A 22,740-nucleotide genomic window follows, 5' to 3' on the forward strand; every position below is an offset into this window, starting at 1 on the left:
CATTCACCCTTTCACAGGATCAAGTGTTGCAACAGGAACTTCCGACGTGGCCGAAACGTTTGCGAGTTTGGCATCCAATTCACGCATACGGTTAAACGAAGCGATGGATACTTCTACCTGTTCATTCGTTGGCTCTTTGGTTGTCAGCAATTGCAGCCACAGCCCTGGATATCCGAGATAACGAAGTACAGGGATGTCACGAACCGAGTTGGTCATCTTCAACAATTCGAATGAAATACCGAGTACTACTGGCAACAACAGCAACCGCTGTCCCATACGTTCCCAAAGGTTATCGTATGTGAAGAGCGAGTACAAAAATATGCCGATAATGACAGTTAACATAATAAAACTGCTTCCGCAACGATAATGCAGACGGCTATACTTCTGCACATTCTCTGGTGTAAGCTCTTCTCCGGCTTCATGAGCACTAATGACTTTATGTTCAGCACCATGGTATTGGAACAGACGTTTAATCATTGGTGTCTGAGAAATCAGCCACAGATAGGCAAGCAACAGAATCAGCTTAATTCCGCCTTCCAGTAAATTATGCAAAAACTGATTGTCGAATGCATTTTTAAATAGAAAATTTTCAATGACAACCGGCAACAATGTAAGCACAATTTTACCAAAGAGGAACGAAAGGATAGCTACTGCAGTAACGCCGATAATCATGCTAAGGCTCCAACCTGAGCCTTCTTTTTCTTTTTGCTTTGCTTTTTCTTCAGGTTCCAGTTCATCATCAGCATATGCGTCAGCAGAATAATTGAGATGTTTGCTTCCTTTGACGCTCGAATCTATAATGCTGACAATCCCGCGCAGTAGTGGAATCCGCCGCAATTTCATGACCCAGGACTTGTCTTGCTTGGGAACTTCCAGATACGTAATTTCGCCGTCTTTTCTTCGCACAGCTGTAACGTTGACATGTTTACCGCCAAACATTACGCCCTCAATGACAGCTTGCCCCCCGTAGCTGACAGGCTTGGATTGTTGAGGCAAATTATTCACCTTCCTATTCTGTTCTAGGCCTTCATGGTCGAAGGCAGTTTTATAACCCTATTGTATCGAATTTTGAGAGCAATTTCTAGTTTACGAGTCGATACAGGGTCGATGTTGTTAACTTTGTCCTGATTTGTACATACTACCCGGTAGAGTTAGGACGAAAATGGAGATTTATTCACATTTTTGCAAACTGAACGTGAAGGAGAATATCGATGACAGAGCACACGAGCGAACAAACATCCCATAAGGAAAATCAGCGTGCTGACAAAGGAGAGCAAAAGGACCGGGGTAGACGTCCTACCCAGCGTCAAGGGCAGGCACATTATTTCACCAAGCCCTTCCCTTTTGCAGTGGAGCTAGGTTTTTTCGCAGGTTTTATCTGGGGAGGTTTGCATTGGTTATTCTATCTGCTTCATTTTACGACTGTGCCACTGGGATTTTTGGCTGAACCGTTTTTCAAGCACAATTTTATCTATACTGCAGCAGGGCATTTGACTGGGTGGCTGTTTTTTATTGTCTTTTCCGTTCTCACCTCCCTGATTTACACGTTCACTTTGAAAAAATGGAAAGGGCCGCTTCCAGGCATGGGTTACGGAATTTTTTGGTGGCTCATTATCTTTGTTCTGGTAGGTCCCAAACTGGATATGGTGAAGCCTTTAAACCGGTTAACCTGGGATTCAATCATTACAGAATTTTGTTTCTTTTTGTTATGGGGACTGTTTATTGGCTACACCGTAGCCATGGAGTTCACGGATGAACGAAAACGTGAGCCAGAGCAAGCGGGAGCATAGCCGCAAAAAAGCTTCTCAATCCGGCAATGGCTGTGTTAAAATAGCAGATGGTTATTTGCAGAAAGGGTGGAGCAGCTATGAAACGGATTGTTGTAATCAATGGCCCGAACCTGAACATGCTCGGAGTACGTGAACCCGGCATCTATGGAACGCTTAGTCTGAAGGATATTGAGGACAAAATTCGCAGACAGGCGGAGGAGCTGGGCGTCTCCATCGCTTTTTATCAATCCAATCACGAAGGGGACATCATTGATCGAATTCATGCAGCGATGGGCGATGCAGACGGAATCATGCTAAATGCCGGAGCGCTGACCCATTACAGCTATGCTGTGCGTGATGCCATCAATGCCGTAAAAGTTCCTACAGTAGAAGTACATCTATCCAACATTCATGCACGCGAAGCATTCAGACATCATTCAGTAATTGCTGCAGAAACAATCGGGCAAATTGCCGGATTTGGCGAAGTAAGCTATGAACTGGGGCTGCTGGCTCTCGTGCGTCATCTGGACAAACAAACCTGAGCCGGGGACCCGGGAATGTGAGAGAAAGAAGGGTTACCGATGGAAAACAAACGAGTAAATAAGTTGCGTGAGGCCATGCATGAACATGAACTCACGGCTATGCTGATTACAAATCCGATTAACCGTCGTTATATGACGGGTTTTACAGGTTCAGCAGGATATGTACTGATTACGGAACAGGAAGCTTATCTGCTTACCGATTTCCGTTACATGACACAGGCGCCGCAACAAGCCAAAGGATTTACCGTTGTGGAACATGGACCAAAACCGTTGGAATCCGTACGCGAATTGCTTACATCTGCGAATATCAAACAGGTTGGCTTTGAGCAGGATCATGTCACTTATGGCACGCATACTGCTTATGCCCAAGCGCTTCAGTCCATTGAATTGAAAGCTGTATCCGGTATAGTGGAGCAACTTCGCATGTTCAAGGACGAAGATGAGATCGCTGTAATGCAAAGAGCTGCGGATCTGGCAGATGCAACATTCAGTCACGTTTTGCAATTCGCAAAACCGGGTATGACTGAACGTGAAGTGGATTTGGAGATGGAGTTTTTCATGCGCAAACATGGAGCAACCTCCTCTTCATTCGACACCATTGTGGCTTCGGGTGAACGTTCTGCTATGCCTCACGGTGTAGCAAGTGGCAAAGTCATCGGACAAAATGAGTTAATTACATTTGACTTTGGTGCGCTATTGGATGGATACTGTTCAGATCTGACACGTACCATCGCAACGGGCACACCTGTACCTGAACTGCGTAAAATTTACGATATCGTACTGGAAGCCCAGTTACATACGCTGGCGAACCTGAAACCGGGCATGACCGGACGGGAAGCAGATGCATTGGCACGTGATATCATTGCAGGGCACGGATACGGAGAGCAATTCGGACACAGCACGGGCCACGGTCTGGGTATGGAAGTCCATGAGGCTCCTCGTTTGTCCAAGCTTAGCGACGATGTATTGAAACCGGGCATGGTGGTAACCGTTGAACCGGGTATCTACATTGACGGCCTTGGCGGCGTGCGTATCGAGGATGACGTGGTGATTACCGAGACAGGTATTCACATTTTGACGAATTCGGACAAGAAGTTCACCGTTATTGGCTAAATTACAGCCAACGGTGATATAAGACGATTTTTAATTTATGCTTTTGAATGAAGTAAACATGGAATTACACAATAACGGAGAGGGCAGAAAAAACCTGTAGAAGCGAAGCGCTCGCCTTTATCCCCGGATTTCTCCCTATTAGGATAGGGATTAAAAGAAATCTGGGGATAACAGCGATCGGAAGGTTGTTCTGCCATCGTAGTGGTCTGTGTAATATGACGGTTTGACTTGTTCAAACTTAAATTAACCCATCGTCTTATATCACCTACTTTTCAACCATATCAGGAGGGATTTTTTGTGATTTCAGTAAACGATTTTAAAACAGGCTTGACCGTACAAGTAGACAACGACATCTATACCGTACTTGATTTCCAACATGTTAAACCAGGTAAAGGCGCTGCCTTCGTACGTTCCAAACTGAAAAACTTGCGCAATGGTAACACCGTTGAGAAAACATTCCGTGCAGGTGAAACCATTGGTCGTGCCATCATCGAAAACCGTGGCGTATCCTACTTGTATGCAAGTGGTACAGAGCACACGTTCATGGACAACGAAACATATGATCAATTCACACTCACAAGTGACCAACTGGAGTGGGAATTGAACTTCCTCAAAGAAAACATGAACGTAAAAATCGTTAGCTACCAAGGTGAAATCCTCGGAATTGACTTGCCTACAAGTGTAGAGTTGAAAGTTATCGAGACAGAGCCAAGCGTTAAAGGTAACACAGCACAGGGCGCTACTAAAAACGCTAAAGTTGAAACAGGCTTGAATGTACAAGTGCCATTGTTCATCAATGAAGGCGATGTCCTGCTGATCGATACTCGTGAAGGTAAATACTCTTCCCGCGCGTAACGTTCACATGGTGTAAGCTAAATAAAGCGTTAATTCAACCCTTTGCCGTTTCTCTGGCAAAGGGTTTTTTCGAAAAAAGATTAGCCTATCAGACGCTTTCGTAATATACTGGGTTAAAGTCATTTTTCGGAGAGAATAATGACGATGGACATCAATTATGCATACTGCACAAGGTAGGGAGTGGATTTGCGTTGTCATTGTACGTCATGAAATTTGGGGGCAGCTCGGTCGGAGATACAGAGCGCATGAAGCGTGTAGCCGGACGTGTTGTAGAAAAAGCGGATGAAGGACATCAGTGTGTAGTCGTGGTTTCGGCCATGGGGGATACCACGGATGATTTGATTGATCAGGCGAAACAGCTGAACAGTGAACTGCCTGCACGTGAGATGGATATGCTTTTGACTACGGGAGAACAGATCTCGATTTCATTGTTATCTATGGCGATTCAGGCGCTGGGACGCAAAGCCATTTCATTTACAGGCTGGCAAGCGGGATTCCGAACAGAGTCGGTACACGGCAAAGCACGGATTAACGATATTCATCCGGAACGGGTGAACCAGGCGTTGGCAGAAGGCAACATTGTAATCGTTGCAGGCTTCCAGGGAATGACGGAAGACGGCGAGATTACGACGCTAGGCCGCGGCGGATCGGATACAACAGCAGTAGCTTTGGCAGCAGCCATCAAGGCTGACGCTTGTGAGATTTACACGGATGTAGACGGTATCTATTCCACCGATCCGCGTATCGTGAAGGTTGCACGCAAGCTTAAGGAAATTTCGTACGACGAGATGCTGGAACTGGCCAACCTGGGAGCAGCGGTATTGCATCCGCGTGCAGTTGAATACGCGAAGCATTCCGGTGTACCTTTGATTGTAAGATCCAGCTTTAACCATAATGAAGGAACGGTTGTGAAGGAGGAAGCAACAATGGAACAAGGTGTGGTAGTTAGTGGAATTGCCTACGACAAAAATGTGGCTCGCATCAGTATTCTGGGTGTACCAGACGTACCCGGAGTTCTTGCTGAAGTATTTGGTGCCCTTGCATCAGAACAGCTGGATGTCGACATTATCGTTCAGAGCGGTGTGATGGACGGTAAAGCAGACTTCTCGTTCTCTGTTGCGCTATCTGACCGGGAGAACGCACTGCGTGTCATTGAAGCTCTTCATAGCCGCCTGCCTTACCGTGAAGTTACTTCTGAAGAAAACCTGGTTAAAGTCTCGATCGTTGGTGCAGGCATGGTTAGCCATCCTGGCGTTGCTGCGAAGATGTTCAAAGTCATCTCGGGCGAAGGCGTTAGCATTAAGATGGTCAGCACTTCCGAAATCAAGGTATCTTGTGTAATTGATGGAGAGAAGCTGCATGACGTAATCAAGGCGCTGCATACAGCGTATGATTTGGATACAGCTGAGCAAGCCGTAATTGGCGGACCGCAAGTTCGTAGATAAAAAGAGAAAATGGCAAAGAAACACCAAAGGTGTACTGTGTATTCCCATTCGGGATCGCAGTACACCTTTTTAGATTGTTCACAGTAACTTAAACAGCGGTTCCTTACGCGTTCCTCTGAATGGTTGCATTCGGTTCCCTTCACCCATCTCTGGAACGCAGTCCAGCAAGTTCAATTGGGTACAATACGTTACGTCATGCACCCTCCCTAACCTCTCCAACCTTCGGCCACCAGCGGATACTCTAATCAGATCGGGTAATTTGTCCTCGGCATGAGTAGCAGCCTGATGAAGAGCCAGCCCCAAATCGTTCAGCATAATGGGAAAAGGAGATTGTCGGTACAACTCCTCGATAATGCTGCCTGCACATAAACCATCTTCCAGCGCGAACTCATCCTGATCCCCGGCGCATAACAATAAGATATCCCTACGCAGCTCGCACAGAACAGCCGCCACCGCATTCACATTGAGAAATGAGCCTGCAAACACATGTCTAGCCTTGGAGGCCTTGATCAGGGCACGCGTACCATCTGTTGTAGTCAGAATAATGGTTTTACCCGCAATATTCGGAGTCATATATTCATAGGGGGAATTGCCCACCTCGAATCCTGTAATTTTTTTATCAAAACGCTCCCCGCCACGAATGGCATCTTTCAAGTTCAATTGTTTCGCTTGAGGAACTGTTTCTACAGCAATGATGTCGGCTGCATCGTATGCCAGTGCCGTAACAATAGTACTGGTTGTTCGCAACACATCGATAACGACCACACATCGTCCTGCAATATCCATTTTTCGAACTTCATTCACATTGCCTACTACATCGACTCGCACTCCCCACAACTCCTTTCTATATTTGGGGATAGTTGGTTCTGTCCTTTTTTATCCCGGAATGTTTATCACCTGTCTGCAAGCACTATATGCACTTGGATCTAGACAGGTGCCTAGAACTGGAACAGTAGGCTGATCTATGATTTTTAACTCTCCTCCCTATTTTGAAGAAAATGATAGATTTCAGCGTCATAAATTCAATGTACACACATAAACTTGAGATATGAACAAGCACCAGGAACGCAATAAAACCGAATTCAAGGTTGGAGGGGCCTATTCATGATGGTGAACTGGAAGGATCTCTTTCCGGAACCGATTCGAACCATTCTGGGAAGAATGCCGCCCGCTTTATTAGATAAAGTGGAGGAAGTACGTATCCGTGAAGGAAGACCACTGGAAATCAATGCAGGAGACACCTATCACTTCCTCACACCCCAGGGCAGTCCGACTTCGAAGCCTGATGAAGCCTATATTCCCTTAAAAGAGGTAACACACAGGCTGCTGGATCTGATCAGCAATCATTCGCTTTATACATTGGAAGAGGAGCTGCGTAAAGGGTTCATCACCATTCCTGGCGGGCACAGAATCGGACTGGCTGGCCGGACGGTGTTAAGTGGAGGCCGGGTCGAATACTTGCGCGACATCAATGGATTTAATGTCAGGGTGGCCCGAGAGATTCACGGAGTCGCTGATCGGATTCTGCCGTATCTGCTGGACATGAAAAGTGGACAGGTCATGCACACCTTAATTCTTTCACCTCCGCAGCAAGGCAAGACCACATTACTGCGGGATTTGGCAAGACAGATTAGCAGTGGTACTAAACTTACGGGTGTCAATGAACTTGTTCAGGGCATACGTCCACGTCTAAAGGTTGGCATCGTTGATGAGCGGTCCGAAATCGCTGGAAGTTATAAGGGCGTACCCGGATTTGACGTAGGACCTCGCACCGATGTCATGGACGGATGTCCAAAGGCTGAGGGCATGATGATGATGCTTCGCTCCATGTCTCCCGATGTCCTAATCGTGGACGAGATAGGCCGACCGGAAGATGCGGAGGCGGTCATGGAAGCACTCCATGCAGGCGTATCTGTCATCGCTACTGCGCATGGTCGTGATCTGGCCGAGCTTTCTTCCAGACCTGCACTGAGAACCCTGATCGTCGAGCAGATGTTCCAACGCTATGTACAGCTGCAACGGACGAGCCGGGGCATGACCTTTCGATTGGCCGATGGCAAAATGCGTGGTCTCCAGCAGGCGGAAGTGGGAGGTGAGGCCTTTGGTTAACATGCTCGGTGCTGTCATCATTCTGCTGGCCAGTACCCTCGCCGGATTCTATAAGGCAAGGCAGTATGCCTTGAGGCCAAGACAACTGCGAGAATTAATCGCCGCTCTCCAGCGGTTGATGACAGAGATTAACTACGGGCTGACCCCGTTACCTGATGCCATGGGGAAAATGGGAGCCCAGACAAAAGAGCCTGTTCGGACGCTGTTTCTCCACGCAGCCAAACAGATGGAACCACCTCATGGACACACTGCTCGTGAGAGTCTTCAGTCTGGTATAGCAGAGGCGTGGGGAAGATCAGCCATGAAGGCGGACGAGCGGGAAGTCATGCTGCAATTGAGCTTCAGCCTTGGCACCAGCGATCGTCAGGATCAGACCAAGCACATCTCGTTAGCCATTCAGCAACTTATGCATGAGGAATCCCGTGCCCAAGCCGATCAAATGAAATATGAACGAATGTGCCGCAGTCTCGGGATGCTTGTCGGAGCGTTAATCGTCATTCTGATCTTCTGAAATAGCCGGGATAGTGAGGTGCCAAGGTCATGAATTTAGAAGTGAACGCAATCTTTCAAATTGCGGGCATCGGAATCATCATTGCGATGATTCATACGGTGCTGAAACAAATGGGAAAGGAAGATATGGCTCACTGGGTGACCGTGATCGGATTTGTCGTTGTATTGTTCATGGTGGTCCGTATGCTGGACAGCCTGCTGCAAGAGATCAAATCGATATTTCTTTTTCAATGAAAACGGTCATGAAGCCGGGATGGTGGTGACCTGTGGAAATTATCCAAGTTGTAGGTCTGGCGCTCATCGCAACGGTGCTCATTCTAGTTATCAAAGAACAGAAGCCGATGTTCGCTTTTCTGATTGCGGCTGCAACCGGCATCGTGATCTTCATGCTGCTGATTGGCAAGATTGGCGCGGTAATCGAGGTGTTGAAACGGCTTGCCGAAAATTCAGGCATGGAGAGCATTTATCTGAAAACTGTACTGAAAATTATAGGCATAGCGTACATTGCTGAATTCGGAGCACAGATTGTCAGGGATGCAGGCCAGGAGAGCATTGCTTCCAAAATTGAACTTGCTGGCAAGGTGCTGATCCTTGTACTCGCGATACCGATCATCAGCATTATTATCGAAACCGTCATGAAGCTGATGCCGGTGTAGAGGGAGGCGTGCGGACTTCATATGAAAATGATGCATCATAAGCCGCAGTGGCGCCTTACCTTCGTGCTGACGCTGTGTTTTCTGTTTGCGATCATGGGACAGGTATTCGCAGGTTCTCCCTCGGGAGAGTGGATGCAGCAGCAGGCTGACCAGCTTCCCAAGGATCAGGTAGAAAAATATTGGGACCAACTCATGCAACAATACGGTGGTTTTTTCCCGGAAGGAAAAACACCTTCCTTTATGGATATGTTAATGCCCGGCAATGAAGGGTTCAGCCTGAAGTCGGTGTTTATAGCAATTGGAACCTTCATGCTGCATGAGATTCTATATAACGGCAAACTCCTAGTCACGATTGTGATGCTAAGTGTGCTGAGCATGATTCTGGAGACATTGCAGACTGCTTTCGAGAAAAATAACATTAGCAAAATCGCTTACTCCATCTGTTACATGGTCATTATTATCATCGCCATCAATAGCTTCAGTGTGGCGATTGGATACGCCAAGGATGCCATAGCCAGCATGATCAACTTTATGATGGCCATGGTGCCCCTGTTGTTTACGCTGCTGGCTTCAATGGGGAATGTCATTACCGTTTCTGTTACCCATCCGCTGATCATTTTCATGATTCATCTGGTCGGTACATTGATCCACCTGCTGGTGTTCCCGCTACTCTTTTTCTCAGCCGTATTACATCTCGTCAGTTCTTTGTCCGACAAGTACAAGCTTACACAGCTGGCAGATCTCTTACGGAACATTAGTGTGGCTCTGCTGGGTATACTGCTTACGATGTTCCTGGGCGTAATTTCGGTGCAGGGAGCATCGGGCTCCGTGGCAGATGGTGTCAGTCTGAAAGCGGCGAAGTACATCGCAGGCAACTTTGTCCCCATTGTCGGTAGAACGTTTGCGGATGCAACGGACACGGTTATCACAGCGTCACTGCTGGTGAAAAATGCAATCGGACTAACGGGTGTCATCATCATCTTGTTTCTATGTGCGTTTCCTGCACTTAAAATTCTGACGTTAGCCCTGATCTACAACATAACTGGCGCGATCATGCAACCGCTGGGGGATACGCCAATTGTAGGATGTCTGCAGGCGATAGGCAAAAGCATGCTTTACGTATTTGCGGCACTGGCAGCAGTCGGACTGATGTTTTTTCTGGCAATCACGATCCTGCTAACCGCAGGCAATCTGACCGTCATGATGAGATGAGGCATGCTCGATAGAAAGGGGCTGGAAGGATGGGGTGGCTGAGCAGCTGGCTCCGGGAATTGATCATGATCGTTCTGTTGGCGACTTTCGTGGATATGCTGTTGCCCAACCGATCCATGGAACGCTATGTCAAGCTTGTGCTGAGCCTTCTTATCTTGCTGACCCTGTTATCGCCCATAACGAAGCTTTTGAAAAGTGATCCGGTTGGCGAGCTTAAGCGAGCGATGACCGCCATGGATTCGCCATCTGATGGAAATGCAACACTTGAACAGATTTTGGCTCAGGGCAGGCGGCTGCAATCCAATGAACAGGAACAATCGCTGCAATGGACAGCCAAAGAGCTGGCTAACGTAATGAAAGGGCAAATTGAAGAAACAACCGGGGAGCGAGTGCAGTCTGTTGAGGTAAAGCTCGCCATGGATACAAGCAAGCTGGAGACGGATTTGGCCTCTTCGGTGGAACTTCCGGTGATCCAGTATGTTTTGGTGGAGATGTCAGGGGAGACAGCAGCTGGGAAAGTCAACTCCAATACAGCTCAACAGGAAGCAACGGCAACGACAAAACCGATATTCGACTCTGACCCTGAATCCCAAACCACTGAATCTCCTCCAGTTCAGGAGCCAATCGAGATTGGTCAGATTGAGGTGCCTGATGTACAGATCGAGGTGAACAGCGTTAGCAAAAGTGAAAGTAACATGGGTAACGGTAACTCTGGCGAACCCCAAAATGGACAGGTAGCAGACTCCACACCTGTGTCGGGTGAGCAGGCAGAGACAAACACTCAGCAAGGACAGACATCCTCCCGATCTGAACGAGCAGTACAAATTATTACGTTGTTGACAGAGAAGTGGGATATTGATGCAAACAAAGTACAGGTGAAAGAAAAGAAAAGCGCTTCGACGCTGTAAGAAGGAGGGTATCCGATGAGGCAATGGCTCAAAAAGATGGAAAGCTGGTTCGGCGGAGGAGAAGGTGGGCAACGGCGCAGTCAAACCTTTCGCTGGCTGATTATCCTTGGTTTGATCGGAGTCGGAATTATGCTGTTCAACTCTTTCGTCAATGTCAAAAAGATTGATTCTGAAAATATCGGTCGTGAGCCTCCTGATCCGGCTACATCCATGGCATCCATACAGACGGATCCGACGGATCAGAATCCATTTCAGGCGATAGAGGTCGCATTTGAGGACAAGATCAAGGGTGTGCTGGAAAATATCGTAGGTGTGGGAACTGTTGATGTGATGGTTACCGTTGATTCTACAGAGGAGCTTGTTGTACAGCGTAATGTGAAGGATTCGCAGCAGCTCACCGAAGAAACGGATGCAAGCGGGGGCAAGCGACATATGACGCAATATACCCGGGATGGCGAGATTATTACGTATGAAATATCAGGGGATCAGACACCGATTGTCACGAAAAAGCTCAAACCGCAGATCCGGGGCGTGCTTGTCGTTGCCAGAGGTGCAGAGAATAAGGTTGTGAAGGACCTGATTACAGATGCTGTGGAAAAAGGACTGAATGTTGCGGCCTACCGGATTTCGGTTGTTCCGCGTAAGCAGGATTAGTCCGAAACCATGAAACACAAGATTTGATGTCATAAGAATGAAGCCAATTCGAGGAGGAAGTTCTAATGAATAATAAACGTCAAACGGTATGGCTCGTATCCATGCTGAGTCTGATGGTCATTTTGTCCGCCTATTACCTGTTCACTGAAGATTCCGGTCCGGTTAATACACCTGTAGCTGAGAGCACGCAGGTAGATGGTATGAAACAGGGAGAAGCGAAGGAAACGGCTGGAATCCTTGATCCGACAGAAGGTCTGGTTGTGAATGAAGTGGTGAATGGCGGCGAAGTTACAGGGACTGAAGGAGATCAAACGGCAACTGAATCTGTGGATAATCCTGCGGTTGTAGATGGTAAAGAAGCTGGAGACACCGAGAAATCACCGGCTGCGGAATCCGGAGAGAAACAAGGTGAAGCAGGCAAAGACAGCGAGAAAGGGACCGACAAAGGCGCTGCAACCACTCCTGATGCAAGTACCGGAACAGACAGCAGTGCAACGAAAACCGATGAGGACGTTCTCAAGGAGATGGAAGAACAGAATACGGCGGCGTCTGCGAGTAGCCAGTTCCAGAACTACCAGTGGCAGCGTGAGGAGAGCAACAATCGAAAGTATGAAGAACTTATGACCGTTGCGGGTGATCTGAGCAAAACACCAGAAGAAAATGCCAAAGCAACAGAGCAGCTTCGTACGCTGGAAGAAAAAGAAGCCAAAATCAATGGTATTGAAGAAACCCTGTCGCAGCAGTTTGCCAATGCCATCGTTCAAGAGGATGCCGATAAGTATAAAGTCGTTGTTCTCAGTGACAAACTGGATGTAAAACAAGCGGTTTCCATTGTGGATCTGGTTATGAAAGAACTGGCTGTATCCCAAAATAAAATCAGCGTGCAATACGTGACAGAACAGTAATCTAAAATATGGAAAAGTAGCCCCGAGAGCTGGATTAGATCTCGGGCTCTTTCCATTTTTAATGATTATGATATAATACATAAAGCCATATGACCGTCCTAGTGAGACTGGCATGATGCCGAAGGAGTGAATAATGGAAATGTTTAAATTGAGTGAGATCAAAGAGCTGATCAAACTGGTAGATGAAAGTTCCGTTCAAGAGTTGGAAATTGAAAATGAAGGATCACGGTTGTCGATTCGCAAACCGGGTAAAACCGAGTATGTTCAGGCAGCTGCTATTCAACCGCAAATGATTGCTGCACCACAGGTGCAACCGGCTGCAGTTGTAGCTGAGGCTGCTCCGCAAGTCGATACTACAAGTCATTTACATAAAATTGTATCTCCGATGGTGGGTACTTTTTACAGAGCTTCCTCGCCGGAAGCAGGTCCTTTTGTAAGCGCTGGTGATAAAGTTGTTGAGAAAACAACGGTATGTATCATTGAGGCGATGAAGCTGATGAACGAGCTTGATGCAGACATCAAGGGAGAAATCGTTGAAGTGCTGGTTGAGAACGGACAGCTGGTTGAGTATGGACAACCCCTGTTCCTGGTAAAACCGGAATAACGGTTACAGCCGCATAACGTCAACTGCATGAGCTTCGAAGGAGGACAATAACGAAATGAAATTTCAAAAAATACTGATTGCGAACCGTGGCGAAATTGCGGTACGTATTATTCGTGCCTGTCGTGAAATCGGCATTTCGACGGTAGCAGTCTATTCGGAAGCGGATAAAGACTCCCTGCATGTTCGTCTTGCAGATGAAGCGTATTGTATCGGGCCTACACTTTCGAAAGACAGTTACTTAAACTTCACAAACCTGATGAGTGTAGCTACACTGACGGAATGTGATGCGATCCACCCAGGCTACGGATTCCTGGCAGAGAACGCTGATTTTGCAGAAATCTGTGGTTCCTGCAATATTACGTTCATCGGCCCATCTCCGGAAGCCATTACTAAAATGGGGGATAAGGCTGTTGCCAAACAGACGATGAAGGATGCAGGTGTACCTGTCATTCCGGGGTCCGACGGTTTGGTTGAAAATATGAATGAAGCCATTATGATTGCTAGAGATATTGGATATCCTGTCATTATCAAAGCTACCGCTGGTGGTGGAGGTAAAGGGATTCGTATTGCTGAAGATGAAGAAACACTGATCAAGCAAATAACAGCTGCCCAGCAGGAAGCACAGAAAGCTTTCGGTAATGCCGGAGTATATCTGGAGAAATTCCTGACAGGCATGAAGCACGTGGAGATTCAGATCATTGCAGACAAACATGGAAATGCAGTGCATCTGGGTGAGCGTGATTGTTCTGTTCAGCGTCGACGTCAAAAGCTGGTGGAAGAAGCACCTTGTCCAATCATCTCCGAAGATGTGCGTACACTGATGGGAGAAGCCGCAGTACGGGCAGCGCTTGCCGTGGATTACTCGGGAGCAGGTACACTTGAGTTCTTGCTCAGCCCTAACGGTGAATTCTATTTCATGGAAATGAATACACGTATTCAGGTCGAACATCCTGTAACAGAGATGGTTACAGGAGTGGATCTGATCCGCGAAATGATCTCGGTAGCTGAAGGCAATCCACTTTCTTTCCGTCAGGAAGATGTTGTGATCAATGGCTGGTCCATTGAGTGCCGTATTAACGCAGAAGATCCGGACCGCAACTTTATGCCGTCACCAGGCAAAATTGGTTTCTACCTTGCACCAGGAGGACCGGGTGTACGTGTAGATAGTGCAGCTTATCCGGGATACACGATCTCTCCTTATTACGACTCCATGATCGCTAAATTGATCGTATGGGGAGCAAACCGGGAAGAGGCCATCGCGAAGATGAAGCGTGCATTGGCTGAGTTCGCGATTGAAGGCATCTCCACAACGATTCCTTTTCATCAGAAATTGCTGGATCACCCAACGTTTGTTCGGGGTGACTTTGATATCAAATTTCTTGAGGAAAATGAGATTTAAAAGGTATATTGGGCTTGTTTGTCATAATGTAGCCCAAATGATATAGTATGTAATAATAAGAGCGCATGTCTCCTGCAGAGGATAAGCCGCCGCACATACGCGGATGAAGGTTGCAGGAGTTCCGGTAAAGCCGGACCGGAAGGGTTCTGAAGGCCAGATTGGCCTGAGTACCAGCGCCCTGACGGATGGCCGCAAACTTATTTCGCGAAAGGTGTGTTGAACAGTTATGAGTACACTGCCGACAGAATTTGAACGAACGGATATCGGTGAAATCCAGATCGCACCTGAAGTTATTGAAGTGATCGCTGGACTGGCTACAGTTGAAGTCAAAGGTGTTGCAGGCATGAGCGGCGGATTCGCTGGTGGATTTGCTGAATTGCTTGGTCGCAAAAACCTTTCCAAAGGCGTTAAGGTTGAAGTAGGTCAGCGTGAAGCTGCAGTGGATGTTTCCGTAATTATTGAATATGGTTACCGTCTGCCACAGGTGGCTACCGAAATTCAACAGAACGTGAAACGCTCCATCGAGAACATGACAGGATTGAATGTGAATGAAGTTAATGTGCACATTCATGATGTTCAGTTCAAGAGCACCGAGAAAGTGGAAGAAATCGACCTGAACAGTCAGCGCGTAAAATAAAAGAAGACAGATTCCCCCGGCATCACTGCCGGGGGTTATCCCGTCTTGGACAGGTCTTCATAAAAAGCGGAAGCTTGCACCGGAGGATCATCTTTTTGCCAAAGGGCAGGTTAAGCCATGTTAGTGAGCAAGGGAGGCTGTGCAGTTCGTGGCTAAAATACTGGATCGGCTTCTGTTGTTTATATACAGCATAAGCGTTGGAGCAATATCGGCAGCAGTCATACTTCTTATCAGTGGTGTGCTGCCTTACGAATTGAATTACCAGCAGGAACAAAACGTCATTATTGCGGCGGTAGTTGCAGCAGCGATTTTGTTTATCCTGAGTTTGCGATTTTTCTACATCTCGGTTCGGCGTGATCGTGCTTCATTGCCATCTGTAGATCAGCGTACTGAGTATGGTGATGTGCAGATTTCGATGGAAACGATCGAAAATCTCTGTCTCAAAGCAACTTCCCGTTTCCGGGGAGTTCGTGATGTCAAAGCTCGTATTCGTGTGGTTGAGTCCGGACTGGAGATTATGATCCGTGCAGTAGTGGATGGCGAGACGCCAATCCCGACGCTGTCTGCCGATCTGCAGAAGGCAATACATGATCATGTACAGGAGATTACGGGTATCCCGGTTTCTTTTGTCACCGTGTATATTGCTAACGTTACCCAGTCGCCTAACTACAAGAGTCGAGTGGAATGAGGTGAGTTTCACTGATGCTGTGGAGAGAGATTTGGGATAGTCACAGAGGCCGAATTACCGGAATTGTCGGCGGCATCTTTTTTGGATTTCTTTATGTATGGATCGGTTTTTGGGATATGTTGTTCTTTGCACTCTTGGTGTTCATCGGTTATACGTTAGGCAGACGAAGCGACTCGAAGCTGGGTTCGTTCATTCCCTGGAGGGAATGGGGGCAATGGCTTGGCGATCGCTGGCGTCCCTTTAAGTGAGCCACCTGAACCCTGCAATATGTTTCTTCCGAAAATAGAGCTGTAGTTTAGGTTGCCCGTTTTTTGGAGGAAACGATTGCAGGTTTTTTTGTGAAAAGGGATAACAATATAATAAGATCTCTGATTCCATCAAAGATTTTATATTTTAAAATAAGCATGATGACGCTCCACAGGGAGCGCTGCAGGAGGCAGGACATGAAAAGACGTTTGGCAAGGGAAATTGCAGTACAAAGTCTGTATCAGATGGAAATGAATGAAGTGGGCGCAGCTGAAGCCGTGAATATGCTGATTAATGAAGCCGCTGAAGACAATGAAACCGAAGTGGTTATTCATGATGCAGATGTAATGCGTACCTACGTGACCGAAATGGTACAGGGCGCATGGAACAATAAAGAAGCGATTGACGGATTATTGGTCGATTATTTGAAAGGCTGGCAGATTAGCCGTCTGTCACGTGTAGACCGCCAGATTTTACGGCTTTCCACGTATGAAATGGTGTTCCGTGATGATATTCCGGCAAAAGTATCCGTCAATGAAGCGATTGAATTGTCCAAATATTTTGGTACAGATGAATCCGGTAAGTTCGTTAACGGCGTACTTGGGCGCATGATTCAGGAAGTCAGCACCATCAAAGCAAAACTGTCTTAAGTTACAATTAACTACAGTGCGTGTTCAAAAAGACCGATTTTCAGTACCGAGAAGATGGGATGAAGCTAGAAATGGAGTAGCGGAGCGTAGGGAAAACTACGTGAGCAACGGACATTTCGGCTGAATTTCATATTCGATGCTGATGATGCCGATAGGCATCCTTCGTAATCAAAAGCGGACTTTTTGAACAACCTCTAAAAATATGTTCACATAAGGGAGAGAGAGTACAGTGACAGCATCTATTATTAACGGAAAAGAAGTATCCCAAGAAATGCGCGCAAGCATGACAACAGAAGTGAAACAGCTTAGCGAACAGGGGGTAGTACCTGGTCTGGCTGTTGTGCTCGTCGGTGAAGATCCGGCATCCCAAGTATATGTGCGTAACAAAGAAAAAGCATGTCATGACCTCGGTTTCTATTCCGAAGTTCATCGTTTGGATGCAAGCACGTCCCAAGAGGATTTGCTCGCGCTGGTGGACAAGCTGAACAAACAGGAATCCATTAACGGTATTTTGGTTCAGCTCCCATTGCCGAAACATATCGAAGAGAAAGCGGTAATTGATGCAATCGCCGTGGATAAGGATGTGGACGGATTCCATCCAGTTAATGTGGGGAACCTCGTCATTGGAGACGATAGTTTATTGCCATGTACCCCTGCGGGCGTAATTGAGCTGATCAAGCGTACCGGTCTTGAAATGTCAGGCAAACATGCCGTAGTTATCGGACGCAGCAATATTGTCGGTAAACCGGTATCCTTGCTGCTACAACGTGAGAACGCAACGGTAACGATGTGTCATTCCCGTACAGCGAACATGAAAGAGATCACGCGTCAGGCAGACATTCTTGTGGTTGCTATCGGACGTGCAAACTTTGTGGATGCCGATTTCGTCAAACCGGGTGCCGTTGTAATTGATGTTGGGATGAACCGTCTAGATAACGGCAAACTGGCAGGGGATGTGGATTTCGAAAGCGTGAAGACAGTATCTGGTCCAATTACACCCGTTCCTGGTGGCGTTGGTCCAATGACGATTACCATGTTGATGCAAAATACACTGATCGCTGCCAAACGCGCTCACGGATTGGCGTAGGTTAAATCTGTGGCAGATCAAAAGATCTACTCCATCAAAGATCTGAACCGATACATCCGGATGAAACTGGAATCAGATCAGGTACTGTCGGATGTATGGCTGCGCGGAGAGATCTCCAATTTTACACATCACTCCAGCGGTCATATGTATTTTACATTGAAGGACAAGGACAGCCGAATTAAGTCCATTATGTTTGCTTCCCATAATCAACGATTGCCCTTTGTACCGAAGGAGGGTGCAAGGGTTATTGCTCGTGGTAATGTCTCGGTGTATGAGCGGGATGGACAATATCAATTCTACGCTACACACATGCAACCGGACGGTATTGGAAGTCTGTACTTGGCCTATGAGCAGCTGAAAAAAAAGCTGGAGGACGAGGGACTGTTCTCTACATCACGGAAAAGACAGATTCCCCGTTTTCCACAGACGATTGGTGTGGTAACCTCACCTACAGGTGCAGCGGTAAGGGATATCATGATTACATTGCAACGCAGATATCCTTCTGCCCAAGTGATTCTGTATCCTGTACTCGTTCAAGGTAAAGGTGCAGCTCCTTCCATTGTGAAGGCTATCAACAACCTGAACCGAATGGGTGAAGCCGATGTGCTGATTGTCGGACGAGGCGGCGGATCACTGGAAGAGCTGTGGGCTTTCAATGAGGAGATCGTGGCAAGAGCGATTGTGGGTTCGGCCATTCCAGTGATATCAGCCGTTGGGCATGAAACGGATTTTACAATTGCCGATTTTGCTGCTGATTTGCGTGCGGCAACGCCTACGGCTGCTGCTGAACTGGCAGTACCCAATCGAGCTGAGTTGCTTGATCAGATCGCTCAGCGTCAGCGTCAGCTGCAGCACAGTTTACGTCAGCGTGCTGTTCATAATCGGGAGCGACTGGCCAGATTGCAACGATCGCCTGTGCTTGTGCATCCTAGACGTACCTTAATGCAGCATACGGAGCGACTGGATATGCTGCAGCAGCGTCTTCTGCGAACTGTAGATACACGTATGAAATGGACAACTGAGAAACAGGAGCGTTTGCGTGCAGCGCTACAACGGTTCAATCCTCGTGAACAGGTGAACGCAGCAAGACGTGAGAATGCATCAGCTCGGCGTCAGCTGGAGATTGCAATCCGATCTATTACGAGAGCGAAGCAGCAGCAGTGGAAATCATCTGTACGTCATCTGGATGCGCTTAGCCCGCTCAAAGTAATGTCACGTGGATACAGCCTTGTCTATGACGAACAGGAACAACGATTGATCAAATCGATGAAGGATGTACAACCTGGAGATTCGATAAAGATTAAATTAACAGACGGACAGCTGGACTGTCAGGTTTGGGGAATGAAGGAGGACGACAATACCCATGGCGAATGAACCGGAATTGAATTTTGAAGAGGCAATGGCGGCATTGGAAGACATCGTAGGTCAGCTTGAGCATGGTGATGTTCCACTGGAACAGGCCATCGATTTGTTTCAGCGCGGAATGAAACTTTCCCAACTTTGTGGTTTGAAGCTGGAACAAGTGGAACGTAAGATCGAGATGATCGTAGAAGAGGATGGGGAACTTCGCAAAAAACCGTTCGGCGCTGCCGTCGACGAAAGCGGTGAAGTCAATGAGTAATCGTCCTTCGTTTGAAACGTATCTTGAGGAAGTTACAGCTGAAGTGACGGGAGAGTTGAAGCAGACTCTTCCTGTGCACTGGGATGTACCTCAGTCACTGGTTGACGCGATGCAGTATTCACTTATGGCCGGGGGCAAACGCCTTCGTCCACTTCTGGTCGTTGCTGCGGCGGAAGCCTTCGGTGCACAGCGTACAGCTGCATTGCCGGTAGCCTGCGCCGTGGAGATGGTTCATACGTATTCGTTGATCCACGATGACTTGCCTGCCATGGATAATGACGACTATCGCAGGGGAAAATTAACGAACCACAAAGTATTTGGTGAAGCGACAGCAATATTGGCTGGCGATGCACTGTTAACGCATGCTTTTTATAGTATCGTTCAGTCTGGTCGTCGCAGCGGTGTGTCTGCAGATGCATTGTTGTCCATTGTGGAGGAGTTGTCCGAACTGGCTGGAGCAAGAGGTATGGTTGGCGGACAAGTGGCTGATATGGAAGGCGAGCAGGGCATGACAGATCTTGCCCAATTGCAATACATTCATCTGCACAAGACTGGAGATTTAATTGTGTTTTCCCTCATTGCTGGCGCTCGTATTGGTGGTGCGACAGAAGGACAGTTGGAGGCGCTGCGTGTATTTGGTAGAGACCTGGGGCTAGCTTTCCAGATTCAGGATGATATTCTGGATTTGACGGGTGACGAGCAGAAAATGGGCAAGAAAACGCAAAGTGATGTGAATCAGCAAAAGGTTACTTACCCTTATTTTATTGGTATGGATGCCTCTCTTCAAGAGGTGAAGTCCCTGACGCAATCTGCGAAAGATGCACTCGGCAGAGCGGAGTTACCAGACCCTTCCAGACTGATGGAGATCGCAGATTATCTGATGAGTCGAGATCATTAGTTTTGGTTGAGCGTCACTGTTTCAAATCACCCAGAATCGTGTAATCAATTTAATGTGCTTTTTCTGGGTTTCATGAAGAGGGTCTGTTCCAACTGGAGATAGAAATACATATTGAGGAAGATCATACGAACCTTGCTGGCGAAAATGCTCGTTATCTGGAGTATACTGCCGTAAATTATGATTCTTGTTCTTTTATGTTATAATGTTTTAATGTCATTTAATAAACTGTGTATATATGGATTACACCAAATCAAACAATCTAGGAAAGCGGGGAGATTCTCGTGCTGCTTCCACAAATTAAACAACCCAGTGATCTAAAGTCGATGTCTCAGGATGATCTCGTTCTTTTGTCGGCAGAGATCCGGCAGTTTCTGATTGAGAAGCTGTCCGTTACAGGGGGCCATCTCGCACCCAACTTAGGAGTGGTTGAGCTCACGGTAGCCCTGCATTACTGTTATAACAGTCCAGTAGACAAAATGATCTTTGATGTAGGGCATCAGGCATACGTACACAAGGTGCTAACGGGGCGAATGGATCGCTTCGATACACTGCGTCAGCATAATGGCCTATGCGGATTTGTTAAACGTAACGAGAGTGAACATGATGTATGGGAAGCGGGCCACAGCAGTACATCATTATCTGCTGCGATGGGTATGGCGCTTGCCCGTGATCTCAAGGGTGAAGACAATCAGGTGATCGCGATGATCGGGGATGGAGCGCTTACAGGTGGTATGGCCTTTGAAGCTCTCAATCACATCGGTCATGAGCAGAAAAAGCTGATGGTTATCCTCAATGATAATGAAATGTCCATTGCTCCGAATGTCGGGGCTATGCATAAATACTTGAGCAAAATTCGTTCCGATCGCCATTATTTGAAAGCCAAGGATGACGTGGAAGGAATGCTCAAGAAAATTCCTGCCATCGGGGATCGTTTGGCCAAATCGGCGAGCTGGATTAAAGATAGTGTCAAATACATGATGGTTCCAGGAGTTTTGTTCGAAGAGTTGGGCTTTACCTATTTAGGCCCCATTGATGGACACGACATTCCGAAATTGATTGAAACGTTCAAACAGGCGGATAACGTGGATGGACCTGTAATGGTTCATGTGCTGACAACCAAAGGTAAAGGCTATCAGCCAGCTGAGGCGGATTCACACAAATGGCACGGAATTTCTCCGTACAAAATTGAATCAGGTCAAGTGCTTAAAGCTGTAGGAAAACCGATGTACACAGAAGTGTTTGGTAAAACGTTGATTGATCTTGCCAAGCAGGATAAACGAATTGTAGCGGTAACACCAGCCATGCCAACAGGTTCAGGTCTCATTCCTTTCAGTAAGGAATTTCCTGATCGCATGATTGACGTGGGTATTGCCGAACAGCATGCAGCAACCATGTGTGCAGCACTGGCAATGGAAGGCTTAAAACCTGTTTTTGCCGTCTATTCGACGTTTATGCAACGTGCGTATGATCAGATTGTACATGATATTTGTCGTCATAACGCCAATGTCATGTTCGCCATTGACCGTGCCGGATTTGTCGGTCCAGATGGTGAAACGCATCAAGGTGTGTACGATGTGGCGTTTATGCGTCATATTCCGAATATCGTTCTGATGATGCCTAAGGATGAGAATGAACTGCGCCATATGATGAAGACGGCGCTTGAATATAATGAAGGTCCAATTGCTTATCGTTATCCACGAAACAATGTTGTAGGCGTGCCTCTTGATGATGAACTCATTCCGATTCCAATCGGTACATGGGAACAGCTTCGTCCATCTGAAGGTTATGCTATCGTCGCTTCAGGATCAATGGTACAGCTTGCTGAAGAAGCTGCAGAGACGGTTAAAAGAGAAGGCATTACGGTTGGCGTAATTAACGCCCGCTTCCTTAAGCCGCTTGATGAGCAGATGCTGCGTGATCTGGCAGTTCGAGGCACGAAGTTAATTGTGCTTGAAGAAGCATCACAAGCAGGCAGTATGGGCAGTGCAGTTCTGGAGTTTTATGCAGAACAAGGGCTACACGATGTTCATGTGCAACTGATGGGCATTCCGGATCGATTCATTGAACATGGCAGTATTGAGGATCAAAGAGCTGAAGTGGGACTCACGGTTGAGAATGTGAGCTCAGAGCTGCGTAGCATGGCAGCCCAATCTTCATATGGTATGTCCAGAACTCGGTTCCCTTCATAGAATGGAACAATCAGAGGAACTGGAGCACATTATTGATTAATCA

General features: G+C 47.2%; 26 protein-coding genes. 24 read left to right on the forward strand and 2 right to left on the reverse strand.

Annotation, left to right across the window (positions count from 1 at the left end; genetic code table 11):
• Positions 1–3: 3 nt before the first annotated feature.
• Complete coding sequence (locus ACR1R9_RS06480) at positions 4–996, reverse strand: DUF1385 domain-containing protein (protein ID WP_063565687.1); 993 nt, start codon at positions 994–996, stop codon at positions 4–6.
• A 215-nt stretch (positions 997–1,211) separates the two neighbouring features.
• On the opposite strand from ACR1R9_RS06480, the gene ACR1R9_RS06485 reads away from it, so the two are divergent.
• From ACR1R9_RS06485 to ACR1R9_RS06505, 5 genes are all read left to right on the forward strand, one after another.
• Positions 1,212–1,790, forward strand: coding sequence for a YqhR family membrane protein (locus ACR1R9_RS06485; protein WP_076291867.1), 579 nt, complete (start codon positions 1,212–1,214; stop codon positions 1,788–1,790).
• Between the two features lie 77 nt (positions 1,791–1,867).
• Entirely contained in the window at positions 1,868–2,311 is a 444-nt protein-coding gene (aroQ, locus tag ACR1R9_RS06490) for a type II 3-dehydroquinate dehydratase (RefSeq protein ID WP_076291868.1), read from the forward strand.
• Between the two features lie 39 nt (positions 2,312–2,350).
• Positions 2,351–3,424: a M24 family metallopeptidase gene (locus ACR1R9_RS06495; RefSeq protein ID WP_433921485.1), complete on the forward strand. Its 1,074-nt coding sequence runs from the start codon at positions 2,351–2,353 to the stop codon at positions 3,422–3,424.
• A gap of 297 nt (positions 3,425–3,721) precedes the next feature.
• A complete protein-coding gene (efp, locus tag ACR1R9_RS06500) occupies positions 3,722–4,279 on the forward strand; it encodes an elongation factor P (protein ID WP_024631007.1) in 558 nt (185 codons plus the stop codon).
• A 191-nt stretch (positions 4,280–4,470) separates the two neighbouring features.
• A complete protein-coding gene (locus ACR1R9_RS06505) occupies positions 4,471–5,724 on the forward strand; it encodes an aspartate kinase (protein ID WP_099858207.1) in 1,254 nt (417 codons plus the stop codon).
• 78 nt (positions 5,725–5,802) lie between these two features.
• Here ACR1R9_RS06505 and ACR1R9_RS06510 read toward each other — a convergent pair whose 3' ends face one another.
• Positions 5,803–6,552 (reverse strand): 2-phosphosulfolactate phosphatase, encoded by a 750-nt coding sequence (locus ACR1R9_RS06510; RefSeq protein ID WP_433921484.1) that lies wholly within the window; start codon positions 6,550–6,552, stop codon positions 5,803–5,805.
• A gap of 276 nt (positions 6,553–6,828) precedes the next feature.
• Between ACR1R9_RS06510 and spoIIIAA the strand changes: the two genes are divergently transcribed.
• The 19 genes from spoIIIAA (at position 6,829) to dxs (ending at position 22,697) form a co-directional block, all read left to right on the forward strand.
• Positions 6,829–7,833, forward strand: a complete 1,005-nt coding sequence (gene spoIIIAA, locus ACR1R9_RS06515) for a stage III sporulation protein AA (RefSeq protein ID WP_076291872.1) — start codon at positions 6,829–6,831, stop codon at positions 7,831–7,833.
• Positions 7,826–8,344 (forward strand): stage III sporulation protein SpoIIIAB, encoded by a 519-nt coding sequence (gene spoIIIAB, locus ACR1R9_RS06520; RefSeq protein ID WP_076291873.1) that lies wholly within the window; start codon positions 7,826–7,828, stop codon positions 8,342–8,344. Before spoIIIAA ends, spoIIIAB begins: the two co-directional genes overlap by 8 nt.
• Positions 8,345–8,373: 29 nt before the next feature.
• Entirely contained in the window at positions 8,374–8,577 is a 204-nt protein-coding gene (spoIIIAC, locus tag ACR1R9_RS06525) for a stage III sporulation protein AC (protein WP_017687585.1), read from the forward strand.
• A 32-nt stretch (positions 8,578–8,609) separates the two neighbouring features.
• The gene (gene spoIIIAD, locus ACR1R9_RS06530) at positions 8,610–8,999 is read left to right on the forward strand and encodes a stage III sporulation protein AD (protein ID WP_017687586.1); all 390 of its coding nucleotides are present in this window, start codon (positions 8,610–8,612) and stop codon (positions 8,997–8,999) included.
• A 21-nt stretch (positions 9,000–9,020) separates the two neighbouring features.
• Positions 9,021–10,211, forward strand: coding sequence for a stage III sporulation protein AE (spoIIIAE, locus tag ACR1R9_RS06535; RefSeq protein WP_076291874.1), 1,191 nt, complete (start codon positions 9,021–9,023; stop codon positions 10,209–10,211).
• 29 nt (positions 10,212–10,240) lie between these two features.
• Positions 10,241–11,119: a stage III sporulation protein AF gene (gene spoIIIAF, locus ACR1R9_RS06540; RefSeq protein WP_099858206.1), complete on the forward strand. Its 879-nt coding sequence runs from the start codon at positions 10,241–10,243 to the stop codon at positions 11,117–11,119.
• 15 nt (positions 11,120–11,134) lie between these two features.
• On the forward strand, positions 11,135–11,773 hold the full coding sequence (spoIIIAG, locus tag ACR1R9_RS06545) for a stage III sporulation protein AG (RefSeq protein WP_076291876.1): 639 nt from the start codon (positions 11,135–11,137) through the stop codon (positions 11,771–11,773).
• Positions 11,774–11,838: 65 nt separating this feature from the next.
• Positions 11,839–12,678 (forward strand): SpoIIIAH-like family protein, encoded by an 840-nt coding sequence (locus ACR1R9_RS06550; RefSeq protein WP_433921483.1) that lies wholly within the window; start codon positions 11,839–11,841, stop codon positions 12,676–12,678.
• A gap of 139 nt (positions 12,679–12,817) precedes the next feature.
• The gene (accB, locus tag ACR1R9_RS06555; protein ID WP_063565765.1) at positions 12,818–13,282 is read left to right on the forward strand and encodes an acetyl-CoA carboxylase biotin carboxyl carrier protein; all 465 of its coding nucleotides are present in this window, start codon (positions 12,818–12,820) and stop codon (positions 13,280–13,282) included.
• A gap of 55 nt (positions 13,283–13,337) precedes the next feature.
• Positions 13,338–14,681 carry an acetyl-CoA carboxylase biotin carboxylase subunit gene (accC, locus tag ACR1R9_RS06560; RefSeq protein WP_099858204.1) on the forward strand — a complete coding sequence of 448 codons (1,344 nt, stop codon included), beginning with the start codon at positions 13,338–13,340 and terminating at the stop codon, positions 14,679–14,681.
• A 226-nt stretch (positions 14,682–14,907) separates the two neighbouring features.
• On the forward strand, positions 14,908–15,318 hold the full coding sequence (locus ACR1R9_RS06565; RefSeq protein WP_024630996.1) for an Asp23/Gls24 family envelope stress response protein: 411 nt from the start codon (positions 14,908–14,910) through the stop codon (positions 15,316–15,318).
• A 148-nt stretch (positions 15,319–15,466) separates the two neighbouring features.
• Positions 15,467–16,006 carry an alkaline shock response membrane anchor protein AmaP gene (gene amaP / locus ACR1R9_RS06570; protein WP_433921482.1) on the forward strand — a complete coding sequence of 180 codons (540 nt, stop codon included), beginning with the start codon at positions 15,467–15,469 and terminating at the stop codon, positions 16,004–16,006.
• A gap of 14 nt (positions 16,007–16,020) precedes the next feature.
• Positions 16,021–16,254: a DUF2273 domain-containing protein gene (locus ACR1R9_RS06575; RefSeq protein WP_053784412.1), complete on the forward strand. Its 234-nt coding sequence runs from the start codon at positions 16,021–16,023 to the stop codon at positions 16,252–16,254.
• 195 nt (positions 16,255–16,449) lie between these two features.
• On the forward strand, positions 16,450–16,902 hold the full coding sequence (nusB, locus tag ACR1R9_RS06580) for a transcription antitermination factor NusB (RefSeq protein WP_063565701.1): 453 nt from the start codon (positions 16,450–16,452) through the stop codon (positions 16,900–16,902).
• Positions 16,903–17,131: 229 nt separating this feature from the next.
• A complete protein-coding gene (folD, locus tag ACR1R9_RS06585; RefSeq protein ID WP_076291880.1) occupies positions 17,132–17,989 on the forward strand; it encodes a bifunctional methylenetetrahydrofolate dehydrogenase/methenyltetrahydrofolate cyclohydrolase FolD in 858 nt (285 codons plus the stop codon).
• 9 nt (positions 17,990–17,998) lie between these two features.
• Complete coding sequence (gene xseA, locus ACR1R9_RS06590) at positions 17,999–19,363, forward strand: exodeoxyribonuclease VII large subunit (protein WP_076291881.1); 1,365 nt, start codon at positions 17,999–18,001, stop codon at positions 19,361–19,363.
• The gene (gene xseB, locus ACR1R9_RS06595; RefSeq protein WP_063565703.1) at positions 19,353–19,610 is read left to right on the forward strand and encodes an exodeoxyribonuclease VII small subunit; all 258 of its coding nucleotides are present in this window, start codon (positions 19,353–19,355) and stop codon (positions 19,608–19,610) included. Before xseA ends, xseB begins: the two co-directional genes overlap by 11 nt.
• A complete protein-coding gene (locus ACR1R9_RS06600; protein WP_076291882.1) occupies positions 19,603–20,508 on the forward strand; it encodes a polyprenyl synthetase family protein in 906 nt (301 codons plus the stop codon). The genes xseB and ACR1R9_RS06600 overlap by 8 nt, the downstream gene beginning before the upstream one ends.
• A 281-nt stretch (positions 20,509–20,789) precedes the next feature.
• Positions 20,790–22,697 (forward strand): 1-deoxy-D-xylulose-5-phosphate synthase, encoded by a 1,908-nt coding sequence (gene dxs / locus ACR1R9_RS06605; protein ID WP_076291883.1) that lies wholly within the window; start codon positions 20,790–20,792, stop codon positions 22,695–22,697.
• The last annotated feature ends 43 nt before the right edge of the window (positions 22,698–22,740 follow it).

This window comes from Paenibacillus taichungensis (assembly GCF_050994985.1).
GTDB lineage: Bacteria > Bacillota > Bacilli > Paenibacillales > Paenibacillaceae > Paenibacillus > Paenibacillus taichungensis.